This window comes from Aliagarivorans taiwanensis DSM 22990, from assembly GCF_000429505.1.
Taxonomy (GTDB): Bacteria; Pseudomonadota; Gammaproteobacteria; order Enterobacterales; family Celerinatantimonadaceae; genus Aliagarivorans; species Aliagarivorans taiwanensis.
In genome coordinates, this window is sequence record NZ_AUBZ01000010.1 from 102,550 (window position 1) to 120,256 (window position 17,707).

At 50.0% G+C, this 17,707-nt stretch carries 13 protein-coding genes; 7 read left to right on the forward strand and 6 right to left on the reverse strand.

Annotated features, from left to right (window positions below):
* Positions 1 to 162: 162 nt before the first annotated feature.
* The gene (locus tag G462_RS22170) at positions 163 to 1,647 is read left to right on the forward strand and encodes a sigma-54 interaction domain-containing protein (protein ID WP_051326623.1); all 1,485 of its coding nucleotides are present in this window, start codon (positions 163 to 165) and stop codon (positions 1,645 to 1,647) included.
* Positions 1,648 to 1,677: 30 nt separating this feature from the next.
* Here the strand turns inward: G462_RS22170 and nfo are convergent, their stop codons facing one another.
* The 3 genes from nfo to G462_RS0108610 form a co-directional block, all read right to left on the reverse strand.
* A complete protein-coding gene (nfo, locus tag G462_RS0108600; RefSeq protein WP_026958644.1) occupies positions 1,678 to 2,523 on the reverse strand; it encodes a deoxyribonuclease IV in 846 nt (281 codons plus the stop codon).
* 130 nt (positions 2,524 to 2,653) lie between these two features.
* Positions 2,654 to 3,847 (reverse strand): mannose-6-phosphate isomerase, class I, encoded by a 1,194-nt coding sequence (gene manA / locus G462_RS0108605; RefSeq protein ID WP_026958645.1) that lies wholly within the window; start codon positions 3,845 to 3,847, stop codon positions 2,654 to 2,656.
* Positions 3,848 to 3,858: 11 nt separating this feature from the next.
* Positions 3,859 to 6,282, reverse strand: coding sequence for a beta-mannosidase (locus G462_RS0108610; protein ID WP_026958646.1), 2,424 nt, complete (start codon positions 6,280 to 6,282; stop codon positions 3,859 to 3,861).
* Positions 6,283 to 6,667: 385 nt separating this feature from the next.
* Here G462_RS0108610 and G462_RS0108615 point away from each other — a divergent pair, with 385 nt between their 5' ends.
* Positions 6,668 to 6,922: a type II toxin-antitoxin system Phd/YefM family antitoxin gene (locus tag G462_RS0108615; RefSeq protein WP_026958647.1), complete on the forward strand. Its 255-nt coding sequence runs from the start codon at positions 6,668 to 6,670 to the stop codon at positions 6,920 to 6,922.
* Positions 6,915 to 7,181, forward strand: coding sequence for a Txe/YoeB family addiction module toxin (locus G462_RS0108620; protein WP_026958648.1), 267 nt, complete (start codon positions 6,915 to 6,917; stop codon positions 7,179 to 7,181). The genes G462_RS0108615 and G462_RS0108620 overlap by 8 nt, the downstream gene beginning before the upstream one ends.
* Before the next feature lie 131 nt (positions 7,182 to 7,312).
* On the opposite strand, the gene G462_RS22175 is transcribed toward G462_RS0108620, so the two are convergent.
* Both G462_RS22175 and uxaC read right to left on the reverse strand, forming a co-directional pair.
* A complete protein-coding gene (locus G462_RS22175) occupies positions 7,313 to 9,220 on the reverse strand; it encodes a heparinase II/III domain-containing protein (protein WP_211234196.1) in 1,908 nt (635 codons plus the stop codon).
* A gap of 99 nt (positions 9,221 to 9,319) precedes the next feature.
* Positions 9,320 to 10,750, reverse strand: a complete 1,431-nt coding sequence (uxaC, locus tag G462_RS0108630; protein ID WP_026958649.1) for a glucuronate isomerase — start codon at positions 10,748 to 10,750, stop codon at positions 9,320 to 9,322.
* 456 nt (positions 10,751 to 11,206) lie between these two features.
* On the opposite strand from uxaC, the gene G462_RS0108635 reads away from it, so the two are divergent.
* From G462_RS0108635 to G462_RS0108650, 4 genes are all read left to right on the forward strand, one after another.
* Entirely contained in the window at positions 11,207 to 12,985 is a 1,779-nt protein-coding gene (locus G462_RS0108635) for a sodium:solute symporter family protein (protein ID WP_026958650.1), read from the forward strand.
* Between the two features lie 78 nt (positions 12,986 to 13,063).
* Positions 13,064 to 15,067 (forward strand): right-handed parallel beta-helix repeat-containing protein, encoded by a 2,004-nt coding sequence (locus G462_RS22180; RefSeq protein ID WP_051326624.1) that lies wholly within the window; start codon positions 13,064 to 13,066, stop codon positions 15,065 to 15,067.
* Positions 15,068 to 15,334: 267 nt separating this feature from the next.
* The gene (locus tag G462_RS22185) at positions 15,335 to 16,510 is read left to right on the forward strand and encodes an alginate lyase family protein (protein ID WP_051326625.1); all 1,176 of its coding nucleotides are present in this window, start codon (positions 15,335 to 15,337) and stop codon (positions 16,508 to 16,510) included.
* Positions 16,511 to 16,522: 12 nt separating this feature from the next.
* Complete coding sequence (locus G462_RS0108650; protein ID WP_026958651.1) at positions 16,523 to 17,194, forward strand: oligogalacturonate-specific porin KdgM family protein; 672 nt, start codon at positions 16,523 to 16,525, stop codon at positions 17,192 to 17,194.
* Positions 17,195 to 17,367: 173 nt separating this feature from the next.
* Here G462_RS0108650 and G462_RS24195 read toward each other — a convergent pair.
* A partial coding sequence (locus G462_RS24195) for an integrase core domain-containing protein (RefSeq protein ID WP_157378585.1) occupies positions 17,368 to 17,707 on the reverse strand: 340 nt, incomplete at its 5' end.

A 17,707-nucleotide genomic window follows, 5' to 3' on the forward strand; every position in this document is an offset into this window, starting at 1 on the left:
TCAGTGATTTACCCCATGACGAATCAAGCAACGTGCCTATTTTTAACTATTTGAATATAAAGACTATTTTTTATGATGGTGATCGCTGTCACCAAATATCGTGGAACTGCCTGCTATATTTGGTAGCATTGTTAATGATTAACTACTAAATATGAGGGCGGTATGAAGCAATTCTCTGGCTTAGTCTTGGCCTGCTGGCAAAGCCTTGGCAAGCCGCACAATATCACTCACTGTCTGCAGCAAGCCAGTTTGGGTCTGGCCAAGTTGCAAGGCCCGCTGCTGCTAAAGGTGTTGTATTTGGATCGCCAGCAAGCAAGGCTGGAGTCGCTGTCTATAGATGGTCAGACAGAAAACCCATTCCAGCTCGCTATCAGCAAGCCGGAGTCACTTGATGCACTGACGCGCTGCGCCGAGCAGCTACAGCTATTGCGAAGTGAGCTGCTCCCTGAAGAGTTAAGCCTCGGCTTGGCGCAATCTACCTTGCTGCTGGGGCTCGGCGTGTATCGACAACAGCCCTACCTGCTTCGCCTGTCGTTGGCCAGTGCCGCCAAGCCGGAGCCTGCTTTGGAGCAGGCGCTACAAGAGGTGGCAGAGCCCTTAGCGGCCTGCCTAAAGTTGCACTTGGATAGCGGCAGCTTTGAGAGCGCTGTGCCGGTAGAAGGCTTACTTAGTGGTCGTATTGTTGGCGCAGAAGGCGGTTTAGCAGGGGTGGTGCAACAGGTTAAGCAACTGGCCAGTGTGCCTGCGCCGGTGATGCTGATGGGCGAGTCGGGCAGCGGTAAAGAGGTGATTGCCCGGGCCTTACACAGCCTGTCCACCCGTGCTGAGCAGCCGTTTATACGCTGTAACTGCGGCGCTATTCCGCCCGAGCTTATCGACTCGCAGCTGTTTGGCCATGAAAAGGGCGCGTTTACCGGTGCAACCAGCCAGCATCGTGGTTGGTTCGAACGGGCCAATGGTGGCACCTTGCTGCTCGATGAAGTGGCCGAGCTGCCACTGGTCGCTCAGGTCCGCCTGTTAAGAGTGCTGCAAGATGGCTGGGTTGAGCGAGTGGGTGGGCAAGCCCCCTTCAAAGTGGATGTGCGGATCGTGGCGGCCACGCACCGCAACGTGCCACAGATGATAGCCGACGGCCGGTTTCGTGAAGACCTGTGGTATCGCTTGGTGGTATTCCCGCTAAGTATCCCGCCGCTTAGGGAGCGGCTACAAGACCTGCCTGAGCTGATTAGCCATTTCGCCGCCAAATCCTGTAAGCGCTTTGGCCTGCCGCCGCTGCGGTTGGCCGCCGAAGACTTACTGGCACTACAGGGCTATCACTGGCCGGGCAATGTGCGTGAGTTGGCCTCGGTCATCGACCGCGCTGCGCTGTTAGCCCAGAACGGTGTGCTCAACATCACGGCAGCCTTGGGGGTGGCAACGCTTCCAGCTCACATCTCTGCGCATGCTACTGGTAGCCCTTCCCAGACAAACGCCGAGCAGGTCTGGGATCTCAACGAAGTGAACCGGCGACACATCCAAGCGGCGTTGCTTCACTGCCATGGGGTGGTGGAAGGTACTAATGGGGCGGCTCAGCTACTGGGGCTCAACCCCAACACCTTGCGCGCCCGGATGAAAAAGCTTGGCGTCGATTGGCGGGCTTACAAGTAGTGCCCGCTCTCCTCCTCACTTTCGCCGCTGTTAGCTGTGCTGAAGCTGATACAGCGCGGCAATCTCCTCAGCCCAAATGGTATCGTCGATGGTTTCCAGCACCATCGGGATCCCATCAAAGCGTGGGTCTTGCATAATAAAGCGGAAGGCGTCCCAGCCGATATTGCCCTGACCAAGGCTGTGGTGGCGGTCGACCCGGCTGCCTAGGGTGCTTTTGGCATCGTTGAGGTGCATACCGCGTAGGTACTCAAAGCCCACAACCTTCGCAAACTCGCTCCAGCTCTCGGCGCTCGCCTCCATGCTCGATAGGTCGTAGCCTGCGGCAAAGGCGTGGCAGGTATCGATACATACGCCCACGCGGTTTTTATCTTCTACCTGCTCGATGATCTCGGCCAGGTGCTCAAAGCGCCAACCGAGGTTGCTGCCCTGACCGGCGGTGTTCTCAATCACGGCGACCACATCGGGTACCTGCTGGTGGGCCAGGTTGATCGACTCGGCGATGGTCGCCAAGCAATCTTGCTCGCTGACCTTACGCAGATGACTACCCGGGTGGAAGTTCAGCAGCGGCAGGCCCAGCTGGTGGCAACGCTCCAGCTCGTCGACAAAGGCATTGCGGGATTTGCTCAGTGCCTCGGCCTCCGGGTGGCCGAGGTTAATCAGGTAGCTGTCGTGGGGAAGCACTTGCTCGGGGGCGATACCTGCCTCACTGAGGTTTTTCTTAAAGGCTTGAATGCTCTTCTCGGTAAGCGGCTTGGCTTGCCATTGGCGTTGGTTCTTGGTGAACAGGGCAAAGGCTTTGGCATTGAGTTTGGCGGCATTGAGCGGCGCGTTCTCAACGCCACCGGCGGCGCTGACGTGGGCTCCCACATACTTCATGGTCGATCCTTATAGAGCGAAGTTAAATTGAGAAAACAAGCGCGCTATTTGAACTGGAATCGGCCTGACAAGCAAACCCTAACGGGATTCTTTACAACAAGGCCGCTTAATACGGCCTGTATGTTGTTGCTCAGTTAAACGCCCGCGCCAGCGTACCTCGGCCCTGATAGCGGTAGACCTTAGCACTTTCACAGACAAAGGCTGACTCGCCCGCACTGAGGGTGAGCAGCTGCTGCCCGGCGCAGATACTCACTTCGCCTTCGATGCAGAACAAGATCTCGGCGCCGCGCAGGTATTGCTGGTGGCCCTGCGGATCGACAGTGAGCACCTCAAAGCCAAAGTCATCCACCGGCACTGGGTAGCAGCGCTTGTTGTCCTGCTGATAGCTGGCTAGCTTCAGAGTGTCCGGTGGGATCGGCACAAAGCGGGTATTGGCGATTAGCTCATCCACGTCGATGTACTTAGGAGTGAGCCCGGCGCGCAGCACGTTGTCGGAGTTGGCCATAATCTCCAGTGCCACGCCCTGCACGTAGGCGTGGGGCGTTTCGGCATGCAGGAACATCGCCTCGCCGGGGGCCAGCTCAACCACGTTCAGCAACAGTGGTGAGAGCAGGCCGATATCATCCGGGTACTCGTCGCGAAAGCGCTCAATCAAGCGGTGGGCAGCGTGGGCCAGTGAGCCTTGAGCGGCTTGTAAGTGACCTTGTTTTAGCTGGTTCAGTACTTGCTGTTTTTGTGCGCCCTTCAGGTTCATCACCGCCGCAAAGAAGGCCTTTAGCCCGGTGGCTGTGGGGTTGGCCAGCAGGGCATCGCGCTCCGCTTGCAAAGCGTTAATGGCAGCTTGCTTAAACAGCAGCAGGATCTGCTCAATCGGCCGGAAGCCGTTCATCGCGGTGTAGGGGGTGAGCGCATACACCAGTTCGGGCTTGTGGTTGGCATCCTTGTAGTTGCGGTTGGCGGCATCCAGCGCAATTCCGCGTTGGTTCTCGAAGCGATAGCCCGCTTGCGCCTTATGGCGATTAGGATGCACCTGAATCGACAGCGGCTTGGCCGCCGCCAATACCTTAAACAGGTAGGGCAGCTCGCCAAAGCGCTGGTAGGTGTAATCGCCCAGTACACTCTTGGGTGACTGGTCGATAAGCTCCGAGAGCTTGAGCTGACTGCCCGAGAGCTGTGAGCTGCCCTTCGGGTGCGCACCCATCCAGATCTCTGCCTGTGGCTGCTGCGCCTCGTTGCTCAGGCCAAACATCTCACGGAAGGCCGTTGGGCTGCCCCATTGGTAGTGTTGGATGCAGTTATCAAGCTTGTACAGCGTGGTAGTCATGCTCGGCATCCTTAGTAGCTGTGGCTCAGGTCGTAGACCCGCAAGCTTTGCTGCAGGCTACCCAGATCATCACCCAAGTAGCGCACGGTGTTTGGCTGGCCCGGTAGCAAGGTGAAGCTGGAGTCGCTAAAGCGGCCATCGCCGTCGTGCTCCAAGTGAACGAAGAAGGCCGGTTTATCGCTGCTAAGCACGATGCTATCGCCCTTGATGCCCACAGAAATATTCGCCTTCTCGATGGCTACCCCTTTTAGCTCAGGGATCGGGAACCAAGTGTTTTGCAACGCGGCCACGCCGCTATCAGCGTCGAACAGCTCGGCGAAGAAGAAGCCGGTATCGGCGTGCGACTGCCATTGGCCTTTGTCCAGCGACCACACCACTTGGTTGGCATCGGCCTCGGTTTGGGCTTGCCAGTCCCATTGTCCTAGTACTTCGCCCTGCCAGCTCATCCAATACACCCGGCCTTTTAGCGCATGAGTACTGCGGCTGTTGTTGCTAAGGCGCAGGGTGATAGCGTCTTCGGTCTCCTGGAAGGGAATGTACTGCGGCGCAAAGAAGCGTTTGGCGTGGTAGTGCAGTTGCTTCCAGCGGCCGCTGTATTCGATGCTCGACCAGGAGCTTACCGGCCAGTTGTCGTTGAGCTGCCAGTAGAGCATGCCGCGGCAGGTCGGGCTCTGTGAGCGCCAGTACTCACAGGCGGTCTTAATCGCGATGGCCTGCTGCACTTGGCTAAGGTAGAGCATCTGCTCAAAGCTTGCCGGGAAGCGGAAGTAGCGGGTAAACATCTCGGTGATGATGCTGTTGCCGCTGGCGTTCTTTTGGTGGCTCTCAAAGGTGGGAGAGGTCACGTTCCAGTCCGACTCGGGCACGAAGCGTTTTACCTCGGCCAGCGATGGCCATGACTGATAGCCAAACTCAGAACAGAAGCGCGGTTGGATCTTCAGGTAGTCCTTGAACGATGCACCCGAGTGCCACACATCCCAAAAGTGCATATCGCCGCGGTTGTCTTCGTGCCAGGCATCGCCATAGTCGAGGTCGCCATTGCACGGCGAGCTGGCCCAGAAGCGGCGGCTTGGGTCTTCCTCGCGAACGGTTTGGCCAATTACTCGATTCAGACGGTCGTAGTTTACCGTGTACTTGACCTTGTCGGCCTTGGACTCGGGGTACCAGTTGAGTGCGCCAATCACCTCGTTGTCGCCACACCACAGGGCGATACAGCTGTAGTCGCGCAGGCGGCGGATCTGATCGCGCAGCTCCGGCACTACATCGGCAATAAACTCATCGGTTGAGGGGTAGAGCGAGCAGGCGAACATCATGTCCTGCCATACCATCAGGCCTAGCTCATCGCACAGCTGATAGAACAGATCCGACTCATACTGGCCACCGCCCCATACCCGGATCATGTTCATATTGGCATCTACAGCACTTTGCAACAGCTGACGATAGTGCGCTTCCGACTCGTTACTCGGGCGCGCATCAATCGGGATCCAGTTGGCGCCTTTGGCGGTGATGGGGAAGCCGTTCAGCTGGAACTCCATGGCCGAACCGATGCTATCTTCGGCATCGTTGAGCACCAGCTTGCGCAGGCCGATGCGCTTGCTGATCTGCTGACCATCCAAGCTCACGGTGAGTGGATAAAGCGGCTGCTCGCCATAGCCTGCAGGCCACCACAGCTCGGGCTGCTCAATGTGGAAGCTGGCACAGCTGCAGCCATTGGCATCGCTGCTGATCTGCTGTTTAAGTTCGCCGAAGCTCAGCTCAATGAGCTGCTCGGCAATTGGGTCGTGCTGCACACTGACCTTGACCACTACACTGCCATCGCGCTGCCAAAACTGTTCGGTGCTCACGCGCTCTAAGCGGCATTCGCGCACCGGCACCAGCTCAATGGCATCGTAGATCCCGGACACCATCAAGCAGATCCCCCAGTCCCAACCCGCATGGCATTGGGTTTTGCGCAGCAGGTTCATATGCGGGATCTGGTTGTTGCTGCCCATCGATGACGGGATAGGGAAGGGCAAACGCTCCGCGCGCGCCTTGGCCTCCACATCGGCGCGGGCAAAGCGCACTTCAATCTGGTTATCGCCAAGCTTTGCGAAGGGCTTAATATCAACCCGATACAGGCGGAACATGTTGCTGCACTCAAGCACCTCTTGACCGTTGATTAGCACCTTGGCCAGGGTATCCACCCGCCCCAGTTTTAGGTCCAGTGCACTGGCGCTGAGCGTCTGCTCATCGACCATGAAACTTCGGCTGATCTGCCACTCCGATTCGCCGACCCACTGTACGTTCTTCTCGTTGGTGCCGTAGTAGGGGTCTTCAATCAGTCCGGCCGCCAATAGGGCGCTATGGTTGTCGCCCGGCAGGGTCATGGGAACACTGATATGAGGGTGTTGCGGTGAGCTCAGTTGCCACTCGCCATTTAAGTCAATCAACGACATTGAGGTATCTCCAACAGGGCGCTTGCGGGCGCCGTCGTTCGCGCTGGCAGAAGATAATTGCCTACACCATGCGCATGAATATTAGGGAGATAGTAGGCAGAGCATGGCCTTTACCACTGTGCGTGGACACGCGTTTTGGGGGCGATGAAACATTGGGATGTTGAAAAGGGGAAGTGGTGCACGGTGCGGTAGGAAGCTATGAAACTTTTGGGAAATAAAACGTTGTTGGTGGGTTGGGTTTACTTTTATTGGTGGTATATCAGTTTATTGTCGGCGGTTAACGGGTAGCACTACAGAAGCGTTGCTTATACATGACTTACGGGTTGTACAAGTAGAATGCTTGAACATATACTTGTTCAATAAATTGTACATATGAGTGGGCCTTATGAAAATCGTATCTTTTACCGAAGCAAGAAACAGTTTGAAGGCAGTGTTGGATGGTGTGGTGAATGACGCCGATACCACGGTTATCACTCGTCGAGACTCTGAAGATGCAGTAGTGATGTCCTTGGACTACTACAACAGCCTTATGGAGACGGTTCATTTGCTGCGCTCGCCCCAAAATGCTGAACATCTGAGTCGTTCCATTGCTCAGTACCGGGCTGGTAAGACAACGGAGCGGGAGCTGCTAGATGAGTAGTCAGCGTTTGTTGTCGTGGACTGACGACGCTTGGGCTGACTACCTGTATTGGCAAACCCAAGATAAGAAGACGCTAAAACGTATCAACAAGCTTATCCAAGATGTTAAGCGTTCCCCCTTCGAAGGAATCGGCAAACCAGAACCGCTAAAAGAAAACCTTTCTGGCTTCTGGTCTCGCCGCATCGATGATACTAACAGACTGGTTTATGCGGTGGATGACTACGCAGTTACGGTCATTTCGTGTCGTTATCACTACTGAGAAAAGCGAGTCATTTTGGAATTAGCTCCTTGACACCGCGATTCCCGTGGCACCAAATCGAGCCCGAAGCCCGAAGCCCGAAGCCCGAAGCCCGAAGCCCGAAGCCCGAAGCCCGAAGCCCGAAGCCCCAATTACACCAGTATCTTGTGAGTTACTGCCTTGGTCTCCAAGCAATAGTTGACTTGTTGTCTTTGGGGACCTTCAGTGACAGTTATGCATACTCGGTTCTCTGCCCATTCTAGAGATGCTAGCTGTAAGTTCCCGCGTGGGGACAGGTCATGTAGCACTGCTGTTTTTAATTGGGTTTGTGTCGACTTCGCGATTGAGTAGGCCAAGTCGTGTGTTGCGGGGTTGTCGGGAGCATAACCCAACAGTAGTTGACACTCGCTATCAAACCAAAAGTGTTGGTTAAACGGCGTTTGGCTATCGATGGAATAGCTGAGAGTAGCGGTCCGACATGGGGAACTGATATGCGTAGTGTGCATCCTTGATAATGGGCCGCCTTGAGGATTATCACATGGGTCCATCGACTCGAGCGACAAGTGCTGGCCTCGAATATGGTAGGTCAGGTCCAGTTGTTGCCTGAAAGGGTTAGCTATTTGGTTTAGTTCAATGTATGCACTTCCCAGGCAAATCATTATCCTGCGAAAGATAATGCCTTGGTATGCCAGGTCGTCCCACTGAACAATGGTATGACTATCAACCTTGGGCGCTTGCTCATTCCAATCTACCACGGCATCGATCAGCGTTACTTGACGACCGTTATGATAATGATGCAGTCGTGGGTTGGTAGGAGGTTGGTTTTGCTGGTTAACTGCTAGGGTGTTGTGGGTTGCACTGTTCTTGTAGTAACCGTAGTGTAGCTCAGCGCCATAGCCGGTTGTGCCTAAGTCAGGCAGAATTTCCTTACCGTTGCGAACCAATATCACGCCTAAACGGTCATAGTGGTCATGCTCACCGCCATAGGGGCTATGTTTGAATAACATAGCGTTATTATGTTTTTTGTCATAATGAATAGTAATGCCGGCGTGGGTGGTGTGAATTGACTGGCAGCTCAGGGGGGCCGCGATAGGCAGAGACTCTACGCCGTAGAGTAGAGCATCGATATTATCTCGGGCTGTGTTTTGGTAGATACTCGCCAGCGCGCTGGCGAACAGCTCACAGGGGTACTGTGAATAGGCGAACTCAAACAACTGGGAGTGGGTGAGCCTTTCCTGACCAGCAATGCAGTCATTGAGGCGAGGGAAGTCACCGGTATTAAGCACCAAGTTAAGTGGAAACTTAAGCATCTTTACGAAGTTAGGGTTTGAGCTGACAGAGTATGCGGTATTGCGGGCGAGCTTCTCAAAGCTTAGGAGCGCTTGCAGAGCATAGTAGTGATAGTGGATTGATCCTTCAAACCACATCCCTTCTTCTGAGCTGCCATGATTAAGTTGATAGTGAATGCCGTAATCGGTGTTAAGCGCGAAATCTAAGTACGAGGCCTCACCGAGGATCAAACCGATCACCCCTATGGTGGCGTTGATCTTCATCTCATGGTTGTGTAGCTGTGGACTGCGATGTTCTATCAAAAAGTCTGCGCCTTCACGTAGTAGGCGGCTTTCAATGGTTGCTCTTTCTTCATGGGATAGAGAAGCTTTTATCAGGTCGTAGCCGAGAGCAAGATCTAAGTGACAGTTTGCCTCACAGAGTGTTTGGGCGTTAGCCTTGCCTGGGCCGTTATAGGGAATACCCCCATGCACTTGGTAATCAGGATAATACCGAGCGTATTGGCTGAGAATATCTTTAACTTTGTCTAAGTATTCTACTTTGCCAGTGATATTCCACAACAATCCAAGGTTGTAACAGGCTTTGGCATTCAGCCCGTTTAGCCAGCGCCACCACGCGCCATCGTAAGGCTCTCCAGTCAGTACTTTGCCATCGACCGGACAGCGGTGCTCGTGTGGGCTATGTCGGTTCCACTGAAGTCTAACGCCATGCTCGGGGCAAAAGTAGTAGAGGTTGCCAAGTTGCTCGCCCATCAGGAGGAACCAATACATCGTTCTCTAAAACCACGGCATTATCCGCTATTAGAGATGCGATCTGTTGGGGCGATACACGTTGTTTTATTTGCGCCATCTGCTGAGGGGTAAACTGGATCATACGGATGCTCCTACGTTGTGGTGGGCGGGGAAGTTAAAGTAACGTTGTGCATTGTGATAGCAGATGTTTTCTATCGTCTGTTGCAGAAGCTCGAGGTCGTTGGGAAGCTCTCCTTGTTCGACCCAATTAGCTAATAGGTTACACATTACCCTGCGAAAGTACTCATGACGACTCATTGAAAAAAGGTTCCGCGAGTCGGTCAGCATGCCAATGAAACAACCCAACGCGCCAGTGTTTTTCAGCGTAGTCAGTTGGGCTTCCATGCCATCTTTGTGGTCATTGAACCACCAGGCTGCGCCAAACTGGATTTTTCCCATGCCGGCATCGTTCGCTTGAAATGCCCCGCATAGCGATGCTAGAACCGCGTTGTGTGCCGGATTCAAGTTGTACAAAATGGTCTTGGGGAGTGCGTTTTGTTGCTCAAGGGCATTGAGCAAATACGCCAGATTATCGGTACGGAGTTGGTCGTTGATAATGCTGAATCCACTGCCACTGCCTACGCTTTCCACGCAACGTTTATTCACATCGGCTAACACGCCAATGTGCAGTTGCATTGTCCAACGGTATTTGTGGTAGAGGCGTCCCAACGAGACAAATAAGTAGGTGTCTAAGGCGGCACGTTGTGAGTTGGATAGAGCGTTGCCGCTCAACAGTTGGCCAAACAACTTATTCGCTTGCCGTTGGCTACAGGGATGAAACGCAACCTGTTTCAGACCAAGATCGGCAAGTCGGCATCCCTGATGGTTGAATGTGTTTATGCGCGTTTCTATAGCCTCGAGATAATCGTCGATGCTGCTAATGTCGGTTTGGGTAAGGGTGGCGAATTTATCTAGATAGTTGCCCGCATCACCTATTGTGCGCCAAATAAATAGCTCATCGGCTCTGAAGGTCGGTAGTACTTGGGTGGCACAATCTGAACTGGCTAGCTTGGCATGATAGTGCAAATCAGAGCTGGGTGAGTCGGTTGTACATAGGGTGGTTACCGAGCAATTTTGCAGCAGTTTGCGTGCGCTATGAGTGCCTTTTTTAAGTTGAGTTTGGGTGATTTGCCAAATCGCTTGCCAGTTATCTTCGTTGAGCAACAGGTCACAATTGAAATATCGTTTTAACTCCAAATGAGACCACTGATAGAGAGGATTACCAATTAGCTTGGGGGCGATTTTGCACCAATGATAGAACTTATCTTCATCGTTGGCCTCGCCCGTTATGTAGTGCTCATCTATGCCATTCCAGCGCATTGCTCGCCATACGTAGTGATCGCGATTAATCCACGCTTGGGTAAGATTATGGGGACTGCTGTCTAGCCAAATCTCTTTGGCATCGAGGTGATTGTGATAATCAATGATAGGTAGAGCTGAAGCATGCTCGTGATACAGTGTTCTGGCTAGCTGTGAGCTGAGCAGAAAGTGACGACTAACATATTCCATTTTTCCATCGGTACCTTATCAAAGGTGTTTCCTAAGTCTTGAGGGACCACTTTATACAAACAAAGCAGGGCAGTAAACACAAAATAAAACCGTGTTTTATATTACCTGATACGTTAATTCTATTTCTGAGGTTTCTACTGGAAATGTTAGTTGTATACGAATTTTCCTTGAATTACTCAGCTTCACCCTGGCAAAAACCTTTAAAATCAATACCTTGGTTATTCATTGCTGTGCCTTGAGTTATCCCTACCTGCTCAAACTCATGATTGACCGATGAATGTCTCGTCTTCTGGTGATGGCTAAAGTTTGAGCTGACGATGGTTCTTAGGGTTTTATCACAAGCTAAAGTTAATTCAGATCACAAAAACGCAGTTTCCCTCTTTATAAAACGCATATCTGACAAATAATGAAATGCAGTTTTAAAAAGATAAATGGACGTAACGAAAGGAGTTCAGGATGAATACCGATATGCTCGTAGTGGGCGTGTACTTTGTTTTTATGATCGCAATTGGTGTGATCTTCAAACGTTTTGCTGGTAGCTCTACCAGTGACTATTTTCGTGGTGGTGGCAAGATGCTGTGGTGGATGGTTGGCTCTACTGCGTTCATGACCCAGTTTAGCGCTTGGACATTCACTGGGGCTGCGGGTAAAGCGTTTAACGATGGGTTTCCCATCATGGTGGTATTTATGGCCAACGCTTTTGGTTTCTTGCTGTCTTGGCTGTACTTTTCACATCGCTTTCGTCAAATGAGGGTGATTACGCCTATTGAGGGAGTTCGTCGTCGTTTCGGCTCTACCAATGAGCAGGTGTTTACCTGGGCAACTATGCCTACCAGTATCATTTATACCGGCATCTGGCTAAATGGCTTGGCGCTGTTTGTTAGTGCTGTATTTAAAGTGGATATTTCTACCACCATTGTTATTACTGGCTTGATTGTACTGTTTATTTCAGTGATTGGCGGCGCGTGGGGGGTAGTAGCATCAGACTTTGTGCAAATGGTCGTGATCATGTCTGTGACCGTGGTTTGCGCCGTTGCTGCACTGATAAAAATAGGTGGCCCTTCAAACTTAATCGAGCAGTTCCCCGCTGAGTCGATCATGGGCTCCAACATGAACTATAGCCTGTTGTTTGTTTCGTGGTTCATCTTCATGTTTGTTAAACAGCTCCAGAACATCAATAACATGCAAGATTCTTATCGCTTCTTAACGGCAAAAGATTCTGCTAATGCGCGAAAAGCGGCATTACTTGCGTTTGTGTTGATGTTGATAGGCCCTGCGATTTGGTTCCTGCCTCCTTGGGTTACGGCGGTTATTTATCCTGAAGCCGCAACTGCCCATGCTGCTGAATTAGGTAAGAAAGCCTCCGATGCTGTGTATCTGGTGTTTGTGGAGAAAGCAATGCCAGTAGGTATGGTTGGTCTGCTAATGTCGGCGGTATTTGCAGCGACAATGTCATCGATGGATTCTGGGCTCAACCGCAATGCCGGTATCTTTGTGCGTAACTTTTACGCACCTATTATCGACAAAAAAGCCGATGACAAGAAGCTTATGCGGGTTAGTCAGGTCGTCACCTTGTGCTTTGGCGGGTTAATCATTTTGGTTGCGCTATTTATTAACTCCTTGCGCGGTCTTAGCTTGTTCGATGCCATGATGTATGTGAGCACCTTGTTGCAAATGCCAATTTTGGTTCCACTGTTCTTCGGCATCTTCATTAAGAAAACGCCGGATTGGGCAGCGTGGGCTACCTTGGTGGTCGGCATCGCTGTCTCTTATCTGGTCAGTTTTGTGATAACTGCAGATGTAGTAGCGAGTTGGCTCAACTTAGAGACTCCGTTTACTGGGCGTGAAGCAAGCGATCTCAAAGTGCTATTGGGCATTATGGGGCACCTATTTATTACCGGTGGCTTCTTCTGCTTAACTACCAAGTTCTATAAGGAGCCGGAAGTAACGCGTCAGACTGAACTGCAAGAGTTCTGGCAGGATGTTGCTACACCAGTGATTGAAGCCGAAGGTCAAGATGAAATTGACCGCCAGCAGCGTTATATGCTGGGTCGTTTAATTCTTGTATTTGGTGCCCTGGTAACTCTTATGGTGCTAATTCCGAATCCATTCTGGGGGCGTATGGCATTTATTTTTGTCGGCGCGGTGATTGCCTGCATCGGGAGCTTATTGCTCAAGAGTGCCAAAGTCACTGCTGAAAATACCGCTGGGACCTTCAATTCCATCTCATCGTAACAAGTTGTTGTATCTGTACCTAGGAGCTGTGCTTACGCATAGCTCCTCTTTCAACTGATGATATCAGAGGAACCAAATATGAACATACCTAAGAGATTACTCTTCATTACCACTACAGGTGTGCTATTTAGCCTGAATGTGTTAGCAGGCCCGCAGCCTGGTTACAATCAGGGGGCGTCGTTGCCGGCTCAGTTTGATGTTGTTATTGATGCCACTGAATATGGTGTGGTTGCCAACGATGGTGTGGATGATGTGCCTGCGATACAGGCAATTATCGATGGTTTGGTGGATTCAACTACAACCTTGACGGCCATTAAACTGCCAGCGGGTGTAGTTGACTTTAATCAAGAACTGCACATCGATAAGTCAGGAGTTGTTATTGTTGGTGCGGGTAATGATCCTCAATCGGGTACCCAAGTAGTCGTGAATCCATGGACTCCCTATGGAGTCGATGCTGAAAACGCACCAGATTTCGACAAGAAGTACTGGCCTGGGTTCGCTGCATTTAGGGTTGAAACAAGAATTAAGCACCCAAACGAGCCCGCCTATGAAGGGAGTATAAACTTTCATTGGAAACATAGTATCAATTTTGCCGAGCCAGCTAAGCAGGGTGATACTTCAGTTAAACTTAGCGCCAGAAAAGCCAGTGAGTTTTCAACCGGAGATATCATTTATGTTGGCGCTGCAACGGACGATTTGTTTCTCGATATGGCGCAGGTACCACTTTATCGTAGAAGTGCCAGCCATATTGAAACAGGCCACATGAGGACTCAGCTGTTTAGGGTTTTAGCCGTTGATGTCGCTACAGATACGGTGGTTTTAGACAGGCCGTTAGAGTTCGATGTTCCCCTAAGTAATGAGCATAATTATAAAAGCCGTGCAATGCCTGTGACTGCAGTTTCAAATTTTGGAATCCAAGAACTGTATTTGACAATGAAGCCACAAGGCAGTGCCTGTGAGGGGCACAATAGCGATGAGTATTCAGAATCTAACCCCATGGGGGTACTTTATCGCTACGAGAATGTATGCGCTGAGAATGCTATCCATGGCATTGTGATGAAATGGGTTAACAATGGTTGGGTGGATAATGTCAATATTGAGATGATCGGCTCTCATCCGATAGTCACCGAGTTTGCAAAAGACATTACGATTTCAAATAACCAGATAAATGGCTCTTGGAATAAAGGGGCAGGGGGCAATGGTTATCTACGTGGTTCGAAACTCTATGATAGTTGGATTCACCATAATGATATTCGAAATATCCGACATTTAGCCCTTCAGTGGTCAGCAACTGGGAATATCGTTGAGAACAACTACCTGAATATGGACTTAAACCTTCATGGCGGGTGGGAGCGCAACAATTTAATTCGCAATAATACCATTGAAGTGCCCTTCGAACATCGAAATTGGGCAAATGGTTCACCTGAGCCTGGATCCACATGGCAACCTATTTGGATAGGTTCGGGTGATCATGCCAGTAAATGGTCTGGTCCAACTGGACCTAACAATGTTTTTGTCAACAACATCATGAAGAAGGCTGAGTCTGAGGGGGCGTCTGTGAGTCCTTGGGGGCTGTTTGATGAGCCCGGTGTTGAGTACGCGTTTAACTGGGACGGTATCAGGTTCAAGCATCTCAATGACGGAGGTGAGCCGGTACCTACATGGGATCAAGGAATTGCAGAAGGTGTGTATGCCCAGATCCCTGACTCTGGTGTTAGCGTTGCCGGTGGTTCGTGGTTACGTCCGATGACTACGCCAGTTGAGCCAGACGAGCCAATTGAGCCGCCCATCCCTGATAGCTGCAGTAATGTGCTGAACTACGTGTGGAAAACCTATAACGAGCTCGTACTAGACAGAGAAGATTGTATTGTCATCGACAGGGACCTTACTGGTAAGACGATTCAAGTCTGGGACAGTGATGAAAATCCGAGTTGTGATTTTCGCGGTAACGTTAAGTCTATCGATGGCTCAGGAGTTTTGAATGTGGCCTCGAACTATGTTAGCAGTAAATCATTTACTGGATCTGTAATTAAGTTTGAATCTGATAATAATTGTGGCTTTGTCAAATTCAGAGCTTATTGATTTTTTTAGCTGGAAGCCTTCATCCTTGTTGTTAATCACTGAGTCATAATTTTTCTGTATGTGACTGCTTGTCTATGGTTTTTCTGATGCCGTCTATTGCTTGTTTTGCCATAGGGGTGGAGTGAGGCTTCCTTATTGCTTCTTAACGAATGAGTTACTTTGATCACAAATTAAATAAAAAATAAAAAAGCGTTTCAAAAAAAATATTGAGAAGCATTTTTTTGAGGGGTATTTTAGTTTTGTTGATTGGTTTAGAGGGTGCTTATGATGATTGGAAAAACTACGTTGGTGGCTTTGTTTTTGGCTTTTACCACGCATGCTAGTGCGGGGTTTGTTTCCTACAATGAACAGTCTTTGCAATATAACAAAGCTAATTTGGGGGAGAAAGAAGTAGCTTTAAATGCCTTGATTGAGAAGGCAAATAAAGCATTATTGGTAGATGTTGATCCGGTAACTAACAAGACGCTTCTGCCTGCAAGCGGTGACAAACATGATTACTTTAGTTTTGGACCTTACTGGTGGCCAAACCCAGACACTAAGGATGGGTTGCCATATGTTCGCCGTGATGGCGAATATAATATGGATACGAAGTCTGCAGCGACCGATAAACAGCGCTTTATTAGATTTGCCAATGATATTAAAACCCTAGGTATGGCGTATTATTTTACTGATAATGAGCTGTATGCAAAAAAAGCAGTTGAGCATCTCAATGCATGGTTAGTTGACTCTAAAACCATGATGAATCCGCACCTTAAATACGCACAAGCCATTCCTGGTATCGTTGATGGACGCGGTATAGGAATTATTGAAAGTCGCTTGCTTATTCCTGTGCTAGATAGCATTTATATGGTTAGGGAGCATCTTAGTGCCGCCCAGTATGAATCTATTAAAGCATGGTTTGGGCAATTTAATGATTGGCTAGTTACTAGCAATCATGGTTTTGAAGAAGATAACTGGCATAACAATCATGGCACATGGTATGACGCGCAGGTTGTGGCTTTTTCAATATTTGTTGGCGATGAAGATCTGGCTAAGAAGCGGTTGCGAATTTCGCAAATGCGTCGCATTGGTGGGCATTTCGACAAGCAAGGACGCCAACATGCTGAACTTGAACGCACCCGGCCTTGGCATTACTCAAATTTCAATTTAGAAGCATACAGTTATCTTGGCCACTTTGGGGAAATGCTGGGCGTAGATGTTTGGAATTATGAGGTGGATGGTCATTCACTGAAAGAGGGATATAAATATATCGCCAGCTATGCAGCTGGAAAGCTGGACTGGCCATATCGTAAGCCAAAGAACTTCACATTGAGTAAGGCATATAAAAATATCCTGTTTGCTCACGGAGTGTATGGTGATGAGGTTTTTGACTCGGCCTTATACGAGCTGAGAAAAGACGAGTCAAACTTAAAAGAGATGGAAAACTTAACTGTTGTTTATTAATAAGGATATTTTATGTTAGTAGCAAAAAAAGCCATGTTGGCATCTATTGTCTTAGTTGCATCAGCGTCTGCTTCGTCTGCATCATTGGACTTTAGGCAAGAATACAAGCATGAATCTGAGTCATACGCCAGCCGTGTTAAAATGGGCGCGGGTGTGGGGAACCACTTCTTTGGTGTAGAAGCCATGTTAAAAGGTAAGCCATTTTCTGAGTGGGAGTCAAATGGTAATGAGTTTGAGTATGGTTACAAATTTAAGCTAAACGACCATTGGACACTGCTTCCAAGTATGCCGCTGACGTTTTTTAGTGGACATACCAGCTATAAGCCTCAGCTCCGAGTGCAATATAAGTTTGATTCAGGCTTGGTGGCCAAATTACGCTATCGTCATCAGTTCCGTTATTTTACTGATGATCGTGATATGGAGCGCTTGAGCTACGTGACGGCGAATCTCAATTATAACGTTAACTACTTCCAGTTGGGCTTGGAGGCTAACTATACCAAAGGTCATGATAATCAAACATTTTTTGATAATGACGATTACAACTGGGATGCTGGTGTATGGATTGGCTATAAGGGCGAAGGCTGGAAGTGGCGACCATATGTCCAGTTCACTAATGTGTCTGTCTCATCAAGCTCTGACAAGCGTCAGTTGAGAAGCCGTGTTGGTATTACCTATAGCTTCTAATAGTTACTACCCAAAAGACAAAAGCCGCAGCTAGATGCTGCGGTTTTTGTTTTTTTACAGTAATCGCTTAACGGTACGACTGAGCTTTGCCCTGACGAATCCCCACATAATTAACAGATAAATCATGGTGTTACACTTGGAGTGCAACCCGCGAAGTGATCTAATTGTAGTGGTCAAGTTAAATTGGCCACGGTTTTGTATTCAAGCCAGTACCTTCGCTCTGACTCATTGGGTGTCAGCCCGCCGTTATATTGATGCGGCCTGAGCTGACTGTAATAGCCCGTTACGTATCGTGATATCTCACTCTGTGCCTCACTGATACTGCGATAGCCGGTCATCGGTATCCATTCTGTTTTTAAACTTCTGAAGAAGCGTTCCATCGGGCTATTATCCCAACAGTTACCGCGTCGACTCATGCTCTGTTTTATCTGGTAACGCCAGAGCTGTTGGCGAAAGCGTCGGCTGGTATAGTGGCTTCCTTGGTCACTATGGAACATCAAGTCTTTCGGTTTT

What these genes read in the sequence shown, in the direction of transcription:
- G462_RS22170 (WP_051326623.1), top strand. Translation starts at nt 163, where the DNA reads ATGAAGCAATTCTCTGGCTTAGTCTTGGCCTGCTGGCAAAGCCTTGGC.
- nfo (WP_026958644.1), bottom strand. Translation starts at nt 2,523, where the DNA reads ATGAAGTATGTGGGAGCCCACGTCAGCGCCGCCGGTGGCGTTGAGAAC.
- manA (WP_026958645.1), bottom strand. Translation starts at nt 3,847, where the DNA reads ATGACTACCACGCTGTACAAGCTTGATAACTGCATCCAACACTACCAA.
- G462_RS0108610 (WP_026958646.1), bottom strand. Translation starts at nt 6,282, where the DNA reads ATGTCGTTGATTGACTTAAATGGCGAGTGGCAACTGAGCTCACCGCAA.
- G462_RS0108615 (WP_026958647.1), top strand. Translation starts at nt 6,668, where the DNA reads ATGAAAATCGTATCTTTTACCGAAGCAAGAAACAGTTTGAAGGCAGTG.
- G462_RS0108620 (WP_026958648.1), top strand. Translation starts at nt 6,915, where the DNA reads ATGAGTAGTCAGCGTTTGTTGTCGTGGACTGACGACGCTTGGGCTGAC.
- G462_RS22175 (WP_211234196.1), bottom strand. Translation starts at nt 9,220, where the DNA reads ATGTATTGGTTCCTCCTGATGGGCGAGCAACTTGGCAACCTCTACTAC.
- uxaC (WP_026958649.1), bottom strand. Translation starts at nt 10,750, where the DNA reads ATGGAATATGTTAGTCGTCACTTTCTGCTCAGCTCACAGCTAGCCAGA.
- G462_RS0108635 (WP_026958650.1), top strand. Translation starts at nt 11,207, where the DNA reads ATGAATACCGATATGCTCGTAGTGGGCGTGTACTTTGTTTTTATGATC.
- G462_RS22180 (WP_051326624.1), top strand. Translation starts at nt 13,064, where the DNA reads ATGAACATACCTAAGAGATTACTCTTCATTACCACTACAGGTGTGCTA.
- G462_RS22185 (WP_051326625.1), top strand. Translation starts at nt 15,335, where the DNA reads ATGATTGGAAAAACTACGTTGGTGGCTTTGTTTTTGGCTTTTACCACG.
- G462_RS0108650 (WP_026958651.1), top strand. Translation starts at nt 16,523, where the DNA reads ATGTTAGTAGCAAAAAAAGCCATGTTGGCATCTATTGTCTTAGTTGCA.